Raw genomic sequence first — 13,014 nt, 5'->3', positions numbered from 1 at the left:
GGAGGCATGACTGCCGCTCACGCTCACATTGCCGACCTTGGCGCTTATGTCAGCGCTTCACCGTCCAGCTTCCATGCAGCCTCCGAGGGCGGCGCGCGATTGGAGGCGGCAGGCTTTACCCAACTTCACGAGGGCGAGGCCTGGGACGGCGGCCCTGGCCGCTTCTACGTCATTCGTGACGGCGCGTTGATCGCGTGGATCACCCCGTCCACAGCAACTGAGACCACCGGCTTCCACATCCTCGGTGCGCATACCGACTCACCGTCCTTCAAGCTGAAGCCGAAGCCGACCACCGGACGCCACGGCTGGCTGCAGGCGGGTGTCGAAGTCTATGGCGGACCTTTGCTGAACTCGTGGCTGGACCGCGAACTGGCGCTCGCCGGCCGGCTGGTGACGCACGACGGCGTGGAGCACCTCGTGCACACCGGGTCGCTTCTGCGCTTCCCCCAACTGGCTATCCACCTGGACCGCTCGGTCAACGACGGGCTGAAGCTCGACAAGCAGCAGCACATGAACCCGGTCTGGGGCCTTGGTGATCCGGCCCGCGCCGACCTGCTGCAGATCCTTGCCGTCGACGCTGATCTGGAGGCCAGGGACATCGGCGGGTTCGACATCGTGGTCGCAGACACTCAGCAGCCCCGGGTTTTCGGTGCGGAGGGCGAATTCTTCGCGTCCGGCCGGCTGGACAACCTCTCCTCGGTGCACGCCGGGCTCATCGCCCTCGTTCACGCCACAAAGAACGACGCCGACAGCGCACCTATCGCGGTGCTGGCAGCCTTCGATCACGAGGAAGTGGGCAGCGCCTCCCGCTCCGGGGCGAGCGGACCTTTCCTTGAGGACATCCTCCACCGCATTTCCTCCGGCCTGGGCGCAAGCGAGGAGCAGCGGCGCCGGGCCTTCGCGTCGTCGTTCTGTGTCTCCGCGGACGCCGGCCACGCCATCCACCCCAATTACGCCGAGCGCCACGACCCCGCGAACCACCCGGTCCTCGGCGGGGGCCCGCTGCTGAAGATAAATGCCAACCAGCGGTACACTACTGACGCGCCGGGTGCCGCCTACTGGGCCCGGCTGTGCAGGGAAGCCGCTGCTCCGTACCAGGAATTCGTGTCGAACAACGGGATGCCCTGCGGATCCACCATCGGCCCGCTGACCGCCACCCGGTTGGGAATCCGTACGGTCGACGTCGGAGTCCCCCTGCTCTCCATGCACTCCGCCCGCGAGCTCTGCGGCGTCGAGGACCCGTACCAGCTGATGCGGGTGGTTCGGCAGTTCTTCTCCGTTTCCTAGGGAGCGCTGACTGTCCACAGCCGGTTCGGCGACCCGTTTTCGGTCCGGTAGTATTGATGAGTCCGTGCCGACGTGGAACCGCTGGAAGTAAAGCGGCAACAGCTTCACGGATCAACGCAAAAGAACCTCCTGTTGCGGAAGGACCGCGACCGTTTAGCCCAGAGGAGGTGGGTTCACAAATGCGTGCATATGAACTGATGGTAATCATCGACCCCGATGTCGAGGAACGTACCGTTGAGCCAACCCTTGAGAAGTTCCTGAACGTTGTACGCAACGGTGAAGGAACCGTGGACAAGGTAGACATCTGGGGACGTCGCCGGTTGGCCTACGAAATCAAGAAGAAGTCCGAGGGCATTTACGCCGTCGTCAATTTCACCGCTACTCCGGCAATTGCTGCTGAACTTGACCGCCAGCTTGGTCTGAACGAGACCATCATGCGCACCAAGATCATCCGCCCCGAAGAGCAGAAGGTTTCTGCCGAATAGTTTCGGCTTTCAACCCAGGTCCACCCCGGTGGGCCAGTGACCGTAGGAGGCACCATGGCAGGCGAGACCACAATTACGGTCGTCGGTAATCTCACCAGCGACCCGGAACTTCGTTTCACGCCCTCAGGCTCTGCAGTGGCTAATTTCACCATTGCTTCGACGCCGCGGACCTTCGACCGTCAGTCCAACGAGTGGAAGGACGGCGAAACGCTGTTCCTCCGGGCGTCGGTCTGGCGTGAAGCGGCTGAGAACGTCGCGGAGACCCTCACCAAGGGAACCCGTGTTGTTGCACAGGGCCGCCTCAAGTCACGCTCGTATGAAACCAAGGAAGGCGAGAAGCGCACCGTCATGGAGCTGGAGGTGGACGAAATCGGTCCGTCACTGCGCTACGCATCCGCCAAGGTAAGCCGAACCCAGCGCTCCGGCGGTGGCGGCGGCGGCTTCGGCGGGGGAGACAGCGGCGGCTTCGGCGGCGGCGGTGGCTCCAACCAGGGTTGGGGCGGCGGCGGCCAGCAGAGCCAGCCTGCGCAGCAGGACCCATGGGGTGCACCAGCGGGCGGTAATTCGTCCGATTGGGGCAGCGGCCCGGAATCATCCGAACCGCCCTTCTAGACCTTTCAGGAAGCGTCGCTGCTATGGAGGCGTTTCCACCATGTAATTCCCATCCCGCAGAACCGTTCTGCGGGCTCCATCAGACATAAGGAGCACCACGATGGCTAAGGCTGAACTTCGTAAGCCCAAACCAAAGTCCAACCCCTTGAAGGCCGCTGACGTCACCGTCATCGACTACAAGGACGTAGCACTGCTGCGTAAGTTCATTTCCGACCGCGGAAAGATCCGTGCACGCCGTGTAACAGGCGTGACCGTGCAGGAACAGCGCAAAATCGCTCTGGCAATCAAGAATGCCCGCGAAGTTGCTCTCCTGCCTTACTCCGGCGCAGGCCGCGGCTAAGGAAAGGAACACACCATGGCAAAGCTTATTCTGACCCAGGAAGTCACCGGCCTGGGAACCGCAGGCGATGTTGTCGAGGTGAAGAACGGTTACGCACGTAACTACCTTCTGCCCCGCGGCTTCGCTCTCACCTGGACCAAGGGTGGCGAGAAGCAGGTGGAGTCCATCAAGGCTGCACGTGCCGCTCGCGAGCACGCTTCGCTTGAGGACGCCCAGCGTCAGGCTGCAGCCCTGCAGGCAAAGCCGGTCAAGCTGACCGTCAAGGCCGGCGAGTCCGGTCGTCTCTTCGGAACCGTCAAGGCCGATGATGTCGCGAAGGCCGTCGAGGCCGCAGGTCTCGGCTCCATCGACAAGCGCAAGGTTGAACTGCCGGCACACATCAAGTCGGTTGGCAGCTACCAGGCGAACGTTCGTCTTCACGAGGACGTTGCCGCTGTGATCGACCTCGACGTCGTCGCCAGCTAACTCAGTAGCTAGCAGTACTGCCGAAAGGCCCCCGCTCCTCGGAGCGGGGGCCTTTTGCATGCACGCTCATGGGAGCACATTGTGCCCGGGCTGCGTGGCTGGTTGCGCCGCAGGAAATATATCCTGCGACTGGAGTATTCCCTATTCCGTACGTCTATTCGCGGAACATCAGCCCCCGGGCATAGAGGGCCGTCATGCTATTTATTCGTTGTGACGTACACCGGGGCCGCCTTGTTGCACAGTTGTGGATAGATGGTGCATAAATGCCGCTCGGTAGGCCTATTTTCTGCTTCTGTCAACACGGAAGCAGGGGATGAACGTTCCTCTGAGAAAGTTTTTCTCCACAGCCTGTGCGGAACGTTTCGCCTAGTGAGGGCCGCTTTGTGGATATATGAGCCCACAAATCCACATAGATATCCCCAGCCTCTGCACACAACACGCCGAACAATCACCAACTTATACACACCCCCTGTGGATAACTCGCTTGGCAGGGGACTGGATGGGCACTACGGTTGCGGGGTATCCCATACCGCAAAGACTGTCGGTGGCGGCTGGTACCTATGGTTATTCAGCTCGGGTCCACCGCCTGCCTTCGGGCAACCGGTGTAGGGATTCGGAAAGTTTCGGGAAGGAAGGCCGCACCAGTGTCTTTGGCTCATGCGGATTCATCAGCAGACACGCGCTCGCCCGAGTTCTCCCGCACACCTCCCCAGGATCTGGTCGCAGAACAGTCCGTCCTCGGCGGGATGATGCTGTCCAAGGACGCCATCGCAGACTGCGTAGAGGTGCTCCGGGGCGTGGATTTCTACCGCCCGGCCCACGAGAGCATCTACGAATCCATCATCGATCTCTACGGCCGCGGCGAACCCGCTGACGCCGTCACCGTATCGGATGAGCTGACCAAGCGCGGAGAGATCTCCCGCATCGGCGGCCCCGCCTACCTCCACACACTGATCCAATCGGTGCCCACCGCAGCGAACGCCGGCTTCTATGCGGAGATCGTCCGGGAGCGGGCTGTCCTGCGCCGCCTGGTGGACGCCGGTACCAAGATTGTGCAGCTCGGGTACTCCAACGACGGCGAGGTCGATGACATTGTCAACGCGGCGCAGGCTGAGGTCTACGCTGTTGCCGAACGTCGTACTGCCGAAGACTATGTGCCTCTGAAAGACATCATCGAGGGCACGGTCGATGAGATCGAGTCTGCCGGTCATCGCGGTGAGGGGATGACGGGGGTGCCGACGGGGTTCTACGAGTTCGACGAACTCACGCAGGGTCTGCATGGTGGCCAGATGATCGTGATTGCGGCCCGTCCGGCGATGGGTAAGTCCACGTTCGCACTTGACTGGGCGCGCTCAGCGGCCATCAAGCACAATATGACCACGGTATTCTTCTCCCTGGAAATGGGCCGGAACGAGATCGCGATGCGACTGCTGTCCGCGGAAGCCACCATCGGGCTCCAGGATCTGCGTAAGGGCACCGTGAAGGACGAGCAGTGGGGCAAGATCGCCACCACAATGGGCCGCATGAATGACGCCCCGCTCTTCATTGATGACAGTCCCAACATGTCGCTTATGGAGATCCGCGCGAAATGTCGCCGCCTCAAACAGCGGCATGATCTGAAGCTTGTTGTCCTCGACTACCTGCAGCTGATGTCGTCCGGAAAGCGCGTCGAATCGCGGCAGCAGGAAGTCTCGGAGTTCTCGCGAGCCCTGAAGCTCCTGGCCAAGGAACTGAACGTTCCCGTTGTCGCTCTGTCACAGCTCAATCGTGGTTCCGAGCAGCGCACAGACAAGCGGCCCATGGTCTCTGACCTGCGAGAATCCGGGTCCATCGAGCAGGATGCCGATATGGTCATCCTGCTCCACCGCGACGATGTGTATGACAAGGAGTCACCGCGGGCCGGTGAGGCCGACGTCATCGTTGCCAAGCACCGTAACGGTCCCACGAAGACCCTCGTGGTCGGGTTCCAGGGTCACTACTCGCGCTTCAACAACATGGCAGCTGACACCGGCGGTTTCTAGAGCTGCCGCACTTCGTCAGGGCAGTCTGCTGGGCCTCAACCGGTGGGCAACGCCGGCCTGCGACGGATCGAGTTCCACGGGGCTCACCAGCACCGCCGGGCCTCGGTGCAGCAGGCCGGAAGAGACCGGCTGACACCGCACACCGCCACGTCCACGCATCGCTGGGTGCGCTCCCGGAGCGAGCATCCGGTCCATCCATGCACACGGGTGGGCTGGCCTGCCGCCCCGCAATGTCACCCGGCCGCCGCCGGATTCGAGCGTGAACTCATGGCCGACCAGCGGCGGCAGGTGTGCACCCCTCAGGATCACGTTGCGCCGTGTCAGCATCGGATCCAAGGTTCCAGCGCCCAGCTCCGCCGCGATCGACTCCAACGCTTCGATGGCGAATACGGTCACTGCGGCGTCCATGTGCGCCGCCTTGCCGAAGAACCGGTCCCCAACGATGCCCTTGCCTGCCACAACCTCGGCTTGCTCTGCGTCCGTCGTAGTAACATTTGCCGCTCCGTCACGTGCCCGGCCGAAGTAGGCGTGCTGAGGGGATACGAGCAGGTGCAGAATCTCGACGTCGTACCGGAAGACAGGCATGTACTCAAAGCTAACGGTTCCCCTTCCGTGAGGTGCTGCCCGCACCGCGCACACGTCACGACGCCGGATACTGCCATGCCGGGGGATGATGGACCCATGAGTGCCGAAGTTCCAGGGCAAAGCCACACAGGGACGAGCTACGACACCGCCGGTTCAGCGTTGCGTCGAAGTTCGGTGGAGCTGGTCAGAACTGGGCAGGGCGCCGACGTCCGCTGGATAGTGAAGCTCCAATTCGCCGGAAACCGCCACGAAGTAGTCTTCAACGGACTGAAATCGCGCCCCTTGGGCATCCCGGCTACCCTGCTGCGTCACCTTGCCGGCCTTACCGGGGACGCCACGCTCGAACCCCAACAGGAGAGCGGTCGCCACGAGGTCGACGATGACGCCCTCCGTAAACACCCCGGGGATGCAGCCGCAGCACTCACCGTGATGGTCCGGGGACTCTCGGATGAGCTGCTTGTAAGCGATCTCGCGGTGCGACTGGATCTTCCCGATGCCATACACCAACTGCGCGTGACCTGCCGATCCTTCCGGGCCCTGCTGACGGCGGCGGCTCCATTCCTCGATGTCCGCCAAAGGAAGAACCTCGAGGTGGGACTGGGAGACCTTGCAAGGCGGTGCAGCGCGGCCCGGGACGCCGAGGTCGCCGCCGAGCTTCTGCCCGGCGGCGTTGAATTGCTCGGAGGCGTCATGCAGCCCGCCGCCCTCGACCTGTTGGAGACGCGCGCATTCGAGCAATTCACCGGTGCTTCGCGCGCGGTCAGGCGGCATCTGCAGCGCAACGAGCATCTGATACTTCTGGTGGAGATACAGGCATTCGCTTCCCGCCCTCCGCTGACAGACGCAGTACACGGCCGGTCCTCCCGCCAGCTCGCCAACCGGCTGCTTCGGCGCAGTCTTCGCAAGCTGGAGAGGATTGCGGCACGGTCCCCGGAGGCACGGGACGCGGGCGCAGGCGAAGAGGCAGCGTTCCACCACGCCCATGACGTTCGCAAGGCGGTGAAACGCGTCCGCTACGTCACGTCGGCATTGGACGCCGCGGAGATCCGGGCGCGGAAGAAGCTCCGTCGGGCCGCCAAAGACGCAAAGAGATACCAGCGTGAACTGGGCGACATTATCGATCTGGCAGTGCTGCATGAATGGCTGTCAAGGACAGCGGTGGAACTGGAGAAAGAAGGAGACCGCTACGACGTCGGTCTCCTTCAGGGCGTCGCGATCAGCAGGTTCAGCGATGGGATTCGTCGCTCCGAAGTGCTGATCGACGAACTTCTCGCTCAGTTGGCGAAGGACGCGTGACCGTCCTAGCCGCCGGCAACCGACTGGATGATCATCACCTCGGATCCCGGTTCAACAGGTGTGAAAAGACCGTCGGCCCGGCGAACATCCTCGCCGTCCACGTAGATATTCACATATCTGCGCAGCGCCCCGGTCTCGTCACGGATTCGTCGCGCGAGGATGGGCCTCCCATCCGCCAGTGTGTCCAGGACCGATGAGACCGGCGCTGGAGCCTCCAGAACAACCTCGACGGAGGACCGGTCCTCGACGAACGGCCGCAACAGCGTTGGAATGAGGACCGTGACCGGACTCATGGCGAGTCAACGGGCTCGCTGGAACCCACGACGACGGCGGCACGGACGCAGAGTACGTCCGGCAGGTGCGCTGCCACTTCAGTAAAAGTTTCCCCTTCGTCGGCGCTGGCATAGACGGAACCGCCGCGGGTCCCGAAATAGACGCCGACCGGCTCTGCCGTGTCCACCCCGGCAGCATCGCGCAGCACGGCGTTGTACTCGCTGACCGGCAGGCCGTTGTCCAGACGCGTCCAGGAGGCACCGGCGTCGTCCGTGCGGTGAACGGCGAGGCGCGCGTCCGGGGGAATGCGCTCACCGTCTGCCTTCAGCGGGATGACCCAGGCGGTGCCGCCGCGGCGGGGATGCGAAAGCATGACGAAGCCGAAGTCAGCCGGCAGCCCGTCAGCAATCGACTCCCACGTCTCGGCGCCGTCGTCGGACCGGTACACGCCGTGGTGGTTCTGGGCGTAGAGGCGCTGCGGGTTCTCGGAATCGCGGGCGATCTTGTGGACGCACTGGCCAAACTCGGGGTTCGGGTCGGGCATGAAGTACGCCGAGATCCCCTTGTTTCGGGGCTCCCAGGACTGGCCGCCGTCAGTGGAGCGGTAGACGCCGCCGGTGCTCATGGCCACGTGGACGGTGTCCTCGACCGGGCTGGGAGTGACGGTGTGCGCCGCCGCTCCGCCGAATCCGGCACCCCACTCGGAGCGGTGGGGGTGATCCCACAGCCCGCGGTTGAGCTCAAAGTGCTGGCCCCCGTCGGTCGATTTCCACACCGAGATCGGTTCGCATCCCGCCCACACGACGCCGGGCCGATCCGCCGAGTCCGGCTGTAGCTGCCAGATCCGGCCGAGGGCGGTCTCGTCGGATTCGTCGAATTTGATGGCGCCCTGCTCGGGTTCGGACCAGCTGGCGCCGAGGTCGTCGGAGTAGACGACCGTGGGGCCCCAATGCCAGTCCATCATGCCCACGAGGATCCGGGTCCGCCCGTCACGGGTGTCTATTCCGATGCTGGGGATCTCCGACATGAGGTGGTGGGGCTGCGACAGGGTCCAGTCCTGCCGGTCGGTGCTGGTTGCAAGCCACAGGCCTTTTTTCGTGCCGATGGCAAGGAGGGTGGTTTCCATGGGTACTCGATTCGCGAAGTGGCGTACGCGGTCGCCGTGGATGCATCTCCCAGGAACGGCACCGCATGTAGACACTGTAAACAATGGCACAGGGACCTCCGGCTGTACAGGGGTTTTCCGGGAGCTTTTCCGGGTCCACTCCCGCCGGCGCTCCGTGCGAAACCACCGGTCGGTACGCTTGGTTCCATGGCCGTGTACATTGATCCTCCGCTCTGGCCCGCACACGGCACGCTTTTCTCGCACCTCATCTCGGATACCTCGCTCGATGAGCTGCACACGTTCGCGGCCGGCGCCGGCATCCCGGAACGCGCTTTCGATGTGGACCATTACGACGTTCCCGCCCGGCGATACCGCCAGCTCGTCGGGCTCGGTGCGCACGAGGTCGACGGCGGCACGCTGGTCCGCGTTTTGATCGCGAGCGGCTTGCGGGTGCCTGCCCGACGAAGGCCCGACCGCCTCCACCGCTACCTCCTGACGCGGTGGGAGCAGACGCTTCCCGGCGCCTCCCGGTTGGGCGAGGAGCTTCTGGACCGCTGGTCGGAACCACATCGCCGCTATCACACCCCCGGGCATCTGCTCGATGTGCTCGAGGCATTAGACCTCCTTTTCAACGGGAACGACGACGCCGACACTCGCCTGCACGTCCGGCTCGCCGCCTGGTTCCACGACGCTGTGTACGCCGGTGAGGCGGGAGCGGACGAGGAAGCTTCAGCTGCACTGGCCGAGTCGTCGCTCAAGCGCTATATCGCGTGTCAGGCCGAGGTGGGACGGCTGGTATTGCTGACCGCTTCGCATGCCCCCGAATACGGTGACCGGGCCGCGGAGCTCCTGTGCGACGCTGATCTGGCCGTCTTGGGCCGGCCGGGGGGTGGGTATCGCCGTTATGTTGAAGCCGTACGCGAGGAGTACGCCCACGTACCTGAAGATGACTTCACCCGCGGGAGGGCCGCCGTCGTCGACCGATTGTTGAGTCTGGACCCGCTCTATCGAACAGCGGAGGGCCGGCGTCTGTGGGCTTCGAACGCTCAACAGAACCTGGAAGCAGAGGCGGCTACGCTGCGCTGTCCGGAGGCAACGTACAGCGATAACGACTACCGGGCCATCTCGGGCCGAGGCCGCCCGCTTCGATCCTGAAGCGGGCTGCGAGCTACCGGGTGGAGTTCGACGGGGCCGCACCGGTGCGTTCCATTGCGTTGTTCATGATCATGTTCAGCAGCACGTTGCCGGACCAGCCCCTGACTGCACGCGAGGCGGTCAGGGGCTGAGCGGTTCTCCCACCGGGTGCTCCGGCGGGGCCGGTTCAGGACTCGTCGTCCTCTTCGGCGCCGTCCTCGGTCTCGGTGCCCACGACGTTGAAGTTCTCATCGAGTTGCACGTCGACTTGGGTGCCGTTGTCGAGAGTGACCTCCACTTCGTAGAGGCTTTCCTCGTCGCCGACCTCAGTCTCGGTGACCTCGCCACCGCCGGTCTCGGCTAGGGCGGCCTCTTGGGCCTGCTGGAGAGCGGCGCCGGTGATGGGCTCGTCCCCGGCGTCGTCGCCGCCGCTGTATGCGACGGCGACACCGACACCGGAGGCGGCCACGAGAACTGCCGCGCCGAGCAGGGATCCGGTCCTCTTGTTGATACGGAATGCCATGTGGTGCTCCTTTCGTCTGGAGTTTCCCACGGTAGCTGCCGAAGATGAGGCCACGATGAATGCCGGACCGGCCCCGCTCCACTCCGGTGGGGAGTGCTGCCCCTCTCGGACCGGCGGGGAGACCGGCGTAAGATGTGCCGGATGCGGATTCTGGTGGTGGAGGACGAGGCAAAGATGGCCAGCCTGTTACACCGTGCGCTAACGGAACGGGGCGACGCGGTCGACGTTACGGCCACCGGCGGCGACGCGGTCGCGGTTGCTGCCCTCGCCGACTTTGATGTGATCCTGCTTGACGTCATGCTCCCGGACATGGACGGTTTCGAGGTCTGCCGCCGCCTTCGTAGCCAGCACGTGTGGGCGCCCGTGCTGATGCTAACGGCTCGTACCGCGGTCGAGGACCGGGTGCGGGGTTTGGACGTGGGGGCCGATGACTACCTCGCCAAGCCCTTCTCTTTCGAGGAGCTGCTGGCCCGCATGCGCGCCCTTGCCCGGCGGGGGCCCGTCGAGCGCCCTGTTGTGCTGACGGTCGGGGACCTGCGTCTTGATCCCGCTGCCCGCCGGGTGTGGCGCGGCGGGCAGCAGATCGACTTGTCGGCGAAGGAGCTGGCGCTGCTGGAGACGTTTATGCGGCGCCCGGGGCTGGTACTCTCGCGCGATCAGCTGCTGGACCATGCCTGGGACATGGGCTATGAGGCCCGTTCCAATATCGTTGACGTTTACGTGCGCCAGCTGCGGGAGAAGATTGACCGGCCCTTCGGGAGGGACACCCTGGAGACGCTACGCGGCGCAGGCTACCGGCTGAAGGCCGACTCGTGAAGGACCGCCTGCCGCTGCGCCTGAAGGTCGCGGCCACCTTCGCCGTGGCGGCGGCGCTGGTGCTGACCGGGCTGGCGTTTTTCGTCTACTACCGGGTCGAAGCGACTCTCGAGCAGCAGATGCGCACGTCCCTGCGGGCCCAGCTGGAGTCCGTGGTGCAGGCGGATCCGTCGCGACGACCCGGGCTCGCCTCGGCCATGGACGGGGAGTCTTTCGCGCAGGTCCTGTCGCCGTCGGGGGAGGTGGTCGCCTCCTCCGATGAGGTATCCGGACCCCTGCTGACTCCCGGGCAGCTCCCTCGCTCCATCGACGGGGATGTAGCGCTCACCCGTGAGGTGTGGCTGACGGACGAAGGGGAGCGGGAGCCGGCGACGCTGCTGTCGCGTCGCCAAGGGGAGCAGGTGCTGGTGGTCGGGACTTCGCGTGAGGACCTGGAAGACGCACTGGAGGGCGTGTCCTCACAGTTCCTGGTGGGTGTTCCGCTGGCGCTGCTCCTGGCCTCCGCGCTGGGATACGCGGTGGCCGGTTCGGCCCTGCGGCCCATCGACAGGATGCGGCAGCAGGCCGCCAGTATTTCAGCGCGGAACCTGGATGAGAGGCTGCCGCTACCGGCGGCCCGGGACGAGATCCACCGGCTGGGCAGCACGCTCAACGCCATGCTCGAGCGCCTCGACGTCGCCCTCGAGCGGGAACGCCGTTTCGTGGCGGAGGCCGGCCATGAGCTGCGGACCCCACTGGCGCTGCTTCGGATGGAGGTCGAGCTGGCTCTCGCCCGTCCCCGCTCCGCGGAGGACCTCTCGGCGGCCCTGTACTCGGTCAACGAGGAGGTCGACCGGCTTAGTCGCCTCTGTGAGGATCTGCTCCTCCTGGCGGCCTCCGATGAGGGCAGACTCGTCCTACGGAAGGAGGAGTTCGACCTCCGCGAAGTGCTGGGTGCGGTGGCGGACCGCTTCGGGACGCGGGCCAATGCCGAGGGGCGCGTCATCACCGTGGCCGGCAGTGATGCGCTGCCACTGCGGGCAGACCGAGCCCGCATCGACCAGGCCGTGAGCAACCTCGTCGACAACGCCCTGCGCCACGGCGAGGGGGAGATCCGCATCGGCGCGTCGGCGGACGAGGGCGGGGTGACGATCCGGGTGACAGACGAGGGTGAGGAGATGAACGCGGAACTGCGGGCCTCAGCGTTCGAGCGGTTTAGCCGCTCTGCGGGCGCACGCTCCGTCGGCGCCCGCGGACTCGGCCTGTCGATCGTGCGGGCCGTCGTCGAAGAGCACGGTGGAACGGCGAGCATCACGGGCGGAGAAGCCGGAAGCGGGACAACGGTGGCGATGACTCTTCCCACCTCTTGACCGCCCAGAGGACTGCGCGGAGCATGTGGTCCGAACTCTAGCGACCGCTCTGCGCCCCAACTCTATGGGCTTGCAACCCAAATGAAACAACTTCCTCCGCGATGCATGAATATGCGGCCTACGGCGGGCGCACACTGCATCGAACCTGAATAGACAATCGGTTTCGCGGTCGTGTCGAGCGGGCCGGGCCTTCACAAACGGTGCCGCTGAGGCTGAAACAGTCGTGACCACAGGCCGGCGGACACGTACGCCTCATACATGGGGTTTCCGATGCGGTCGAGCTGCCCGGAAGCGGCCCCAACCGCTGGAACCATGGCCGCGTTGATCGAAGAGCACCAATCGTCCCCGATCACGTAGGGTAGCTCGTTGCGCTTGAAATTCCTGTAGACAGGAACCGAATCGGTGAACAAAGACAACCGTGAGGGGGCCTTCGACCTGTCCATCAGACCGTTAGAGGAACGTAGTCGGCCCACCTCCATGAGTAGGAGGTGGGCCGATTGGTGAGCCCTGGGGCTCGGTTGTTACCGGTTGTTACCGGTTGTCGACGAGGTTGGCTTCGTCGACCTTGCGGTGGAAGTGCATTCCGGCTTTGCCGCCGAGGATCGCTCCGGCGAGGGAGACGATCGCGGCGATAATGGCCGAGATGATTCCTGCTGTGGTCAGGTTCTCCGGGTTGGGGATCTGCGGGAAGGTGTTGAGCTGGGCGAGGAGGTTGAACTGGGC

14 protein-coding genes and 1 pseudogene are annotated in these 13,014 nt (G+C 64.5%); 10 read left to right on the top strand and 5 right to left on the bottom strand.

The window, feature by feature from the left end; all coding sequences use genetic code 11:
- Positions 1–6: 6 nt before the first annotated feature.
- The 6 genes from AC4D2M_RS07270 (at position 7) to dnaB (ending at position 5,210) form a co-directional block, all read left to right on the top strand.
- A complete protein-coding gene (locus tag AC4D2M_RS07270) occupies positions 7–1,287 on the top strand; it encodes a M18 family aminopeptidase (protein WP_490890969.1) in 1,281 nt (426 codons plus the stop codon).
- Between the two features lie 179 nt (positions 1,288–1,466).
- On the top strand, positions 1,467–1,772 hold the full coding sequence (rpsF, locus tag AC4D2M_RS07265; RefSeq protein WP_490890968.1) for a 30S ribosomal protein S6: 306 nt from the start codon (positions 1,467–1,469) through the stop codon (positions 1,770–1,772).
- Positions 1,773–1,826: 54 nt separating this feature from the next.
- On the top strand, positions 1,827–2,384 hold the full coding sequence (locus AC4D2M_RS07260) for a single-stranded DNA-binding protein (RefSeq protein ID WP_490890967.1): 558 nt from the start codon (positions 1,827–1,829) through the stop codon (positions 2,382–2,384).
- Between the two features lie 100 nt (positions 2,385–2,484).
- Complete coding sequence (gene rpsR / locus AC4D2M_RS07255) at positions 2,485–2,724, top strand: 30S ribosomal protein S18 (protein WP_026543915.1); 240 nt, start codon at positions 2,485–2,487, stop codon at positions 2,722–2,724.
- A 15-nt stretch (positions 2,725–2,739) separates the two neighbouring features.
- Positions 2,740–3,189: a 50S ribosomal protein L9 gene (rplI, locus tag AC4D2M_RS07250; RefSeq protein WP_026543916.1), complete on the top strand. Its 450-nt coding sequence runs from the start codon at positions 2,740–2,742 to the stop codon at positions 3,187–3,189.
- A gap of 644 nt (positions 3,190–3,833) precedes the next feature.
- Positions 3,834–5,210 (top strand): replicative DNA helicase, encoded by a 1,377-nt coding sequence (gene dnaB, locus AC4D2M_RS07245; RefSeq protein WP_490890965.1) that lies wholly within the window; start codon positions 3,834–3,836, stop codon positions 5,208–5,210.
- Between the two features lie 15 nt (positions 5,211–5,225).
- On the opposite strand, the gene AC4D2M_RS07240 is transcribed toward dnaB, so the two are convergent.
- Positions 5,226–5,795 (bottom strand): MOSC domain-containing protein, encoded by a 570-nt coding sequence (locus AC4D2M_RS07240; protein ID WP_490890964.1) that lies wholly within the window; start codon positions 5,793–5,795, stop codon positions 5,226–5,228.
- A 96-nt stretch (positions 5,796–5,891) separates the two neighbouring features.
- Here AC4D2M_RS07240 and AC4D2M_RS07235 point away from each other — a divergent pair, with 96 nt between their 5' ends.
- Positions 5,892–7,091, top strand: coding sequence for a CHAD domain-containing protein (locus AC4D2M_RS07235; protein WP_490890963.1), 1,200 nt, complete (start codon positions 5,892–5,894; stop codon positions 7,089–7,091).
- A 5-nt stretch (positions 7,092–7,096) separates the two neighbouring features.
- Here the strand turns inward: AC4D2M_RS07235 and AC4D2M_RS07230 are convergent, their stop codons facing one another.
- Positions 7,097–7,384, bottom strand: coding sequence for a MoaD/ThiS family protein (locus tag AC4D2M_RS07230; protein WP_490890962.1), 288 nt, complete (start codon positions 7,382–7,384; stop codon positions 7,097–7,099).
- On the bottom strand, positions 7,381–8,490 hold the full coding sequence (locus tag AC4D2M_RS07225; protein ID WP_490890960.1) for a WD40/YVTN/BNR-like repeat-containing protein: 1,110 nt from the start codon (positions 8,488–8,490) through the stop codon (positions 7,381–7,383). Before AC4D2M_RS07225 ends, AC4D2M_RS07230 begins: the two co-directional genes overlap by 4 nt.
- A gap of 186 nt (positions 8,491–8,676) precedes the next feature.
- Between AC4D2M_RS07225 and AC4D2M_RS07220 the strand changes: the two genes are divergently transcribed.
- Positions 8,677–9,624 (top strand): DUF4031 domain-containing protein, encoded by a 948-nt coding sequence (locus AC4D2M_RS07220; protein ID WP_490890959.1) that lies wholly within the window; start codon positions 8,677–8,679, stop codon positions 9,622–9,624.
- Between the two features lie 166 nt (positions 9,625–9,790).
- Here AC4D2M_RS07220 and AC4D2M_RS07215 read toward each other — a convergent pair whose 3' ends face one another.
- Positions 9,791–10,126 carry a PepSY domain-containing protein gene (locus AC4D2M_RS07215; RefSeq protein ID WP_490890958.1) on the bottom strand — a complete coding sequence of 112 codons (336 nt, stop codon included), beginning with the start codon at positions 10,124–10,126 and terminating at the stop codon, positions 9,791–9,793.
- Between the two features lie 141 nt (positions 10,127–10,267).
- On the opposite strand from AC4D2M_RS07215, the gene AC4D2M_RS07210 reads away from it, so the two are divergent.
- Both AC4D2M_RS07210 and AC4D2M_RS07205 read left to right on the top strand, forming a co-directional pair.
- Positions 10,268–10,942: a response regulator transcription factor gene (locus AC4D2M_RS07210; protein ID WP_490890957.1), complete on the top strand. Its 675-nt coding sequence runs from the start codon at positions 10,268–10,270 to the stop codon at positions 10,940–10,942.
- Complete coding sequence (locus AC4D2M_RS07205) at positions 10,939–12,291, top strand: ATP-binding protein (protein WP_490890956.1); 1,353 nt, start codon at positions 10,939–10,941, stop codon at positions 12,289–12,291. The genes AC4D2M_RS07210 and AC4D2M_RS07205 overlap by 4 nt, the downstream gene beginning before the upstream one ends.
- 531 nt (positions 12,292–12,822) lie before the next feature.
- Here AC4D2M_RS07205 and AC4D2M_RS07200 read toward each other — a convergent pair.
- Positions 12,823–13,014 (bottom strand): annotated as a pseudogene (locus tag AC4D2M_RS07200) (hypothetical protein); the annotation flags it as partial.

The sequence above is a fragment of the Arthrobacter sp. TJ-270 genome (assembly GCF_058269075.1).
The sequence above is the reverse complement of the archived record's forward strand: the minus strand, read 5'-3'. Positions and strand labels throughout refer to the sequence as shown.